At 53.8% G+C, this 1330-nt stretch carries 1 rRNA gene; it reads left to right on the plus strand.

Features of this window, described 5'->3' with window-relative positions:
* A 16S ribosomal RNA gene (locus tag IX95_RS25395) occupies window positions 1–1330 on the plus strand; the annotation flags it as partial.

The raw sequence follows: 1330 nt of genomic DNA on the forward strand, positions 1-1330 counted from the left end.
AACGGCGTCGAGCGGCGGACGGGTGAGTAATGCCTGGGAAATTGCCCTGATGTGGGGGATAACCATTGGAAACGATGGCTAATACCGCATAATAGCTTCGGCTCAAAGAGGGGGACCTTCGGGCCTCTCGCGTCAGGATATGCCCAGGTGGGATTAGCTAGTTGGTGAGGTAATGGCTCACCAAGGCGACGATCCCTAGCTGGTCTGAGAGGATGATCAGCCACACTGGAACTGAGACACGGTCCAGACTCCTACGGGAGGCAGCAGTGGGGAATATTGCACAATGGGCGCAAGCCTGATGCAGCCATGCCGCGTGTATGAAGAAGGCCTTCGGGTTGTAAAGTACTTTCAGCAGTGAGGAAGGTGGTAGTGTTAATAGCACTATCATTTGACGTTAGCTGCAGAAGAAGCACCGGCTAACTCCGTGCCAGCAGCCGCGGTAATACGGAGGGTGCGAGCGTTAATCGGAATTACTGGGCGTAAAGCGCATGCAGGTGGTTTGTTAAGTCAGATGTGAAAGCCCGGGGCTCAACCTCGGAATAGCATTTGAAACTGGCAGACTAGAGTACTGTAGAGGGGGGTAGAATTTCAGGTGTAGCGGTGAAATGCGTAGAGATCTGAAGGAATACCGGTGGCGAAGGCGGCCCCCTGGACAGATACTGACACTCAGATGCGAAAGCGTGGGGAGCAAACAGGATTAGATACCCTGGTAGTCCACGCCGTAAACGATGTCTACTTGGAGGTTGTGGCCTTGAGCCGTGGCTTTCGGAGCTAACGCGTTAAGTAGACCGCCTGGGGAGTACGGTCGCAAGATTAAAACTCAAATGAATTGACGGGGGCCCGCACAAGCGGTGGAGCATGTGGTTTAATTCGATGCAACGCGAAGAACCTTACCTACTCTTGACATCCTCAGAAGAGACTGGAGACAGTCTTGTGCCTTCGGGAACTGAGAGACAGGTGCTGCATGGCTGTCGTCAGCTCGTGTTGTGAAATGTTGGGTTAAGTCCCGCAACGAGCGCAACCCTTATCCTTGTTTGCCAGCGAGTAATGTCGGGAACTCCAGGGAGACTGCCGGTGATAAACCGGAGGAAGGTGGGGACGACGTCAAGTCATCATGGCCCTTACGAGTAGGGCTACACACGTGCTACAATGGCGCATACAGAGGGCGGCCAACTTGCGAAAGTGAGCGAATCCCAAAAAGTGCGTCGTAGTCCGGATTGGAGTCTGCAACTCGACTCCATGAAGTCGGAATCGCTAGTAATCGTAGATCAGAATGCTACGGTGAATACGTTCCCGGGCCTTGTACACACCGCCCGTCACACCATGGGAG

Source organism: Vibrio sp. B183, from assembly GCF_000740665.1.
GTDB classification, from domain to species: domain Bacteria; phylum Pseudomonadota; class Gammaproteobacteria; order Enterobacterales; family Vibrionaceae; genus Vibrio; species Vibrio coralliilyticus.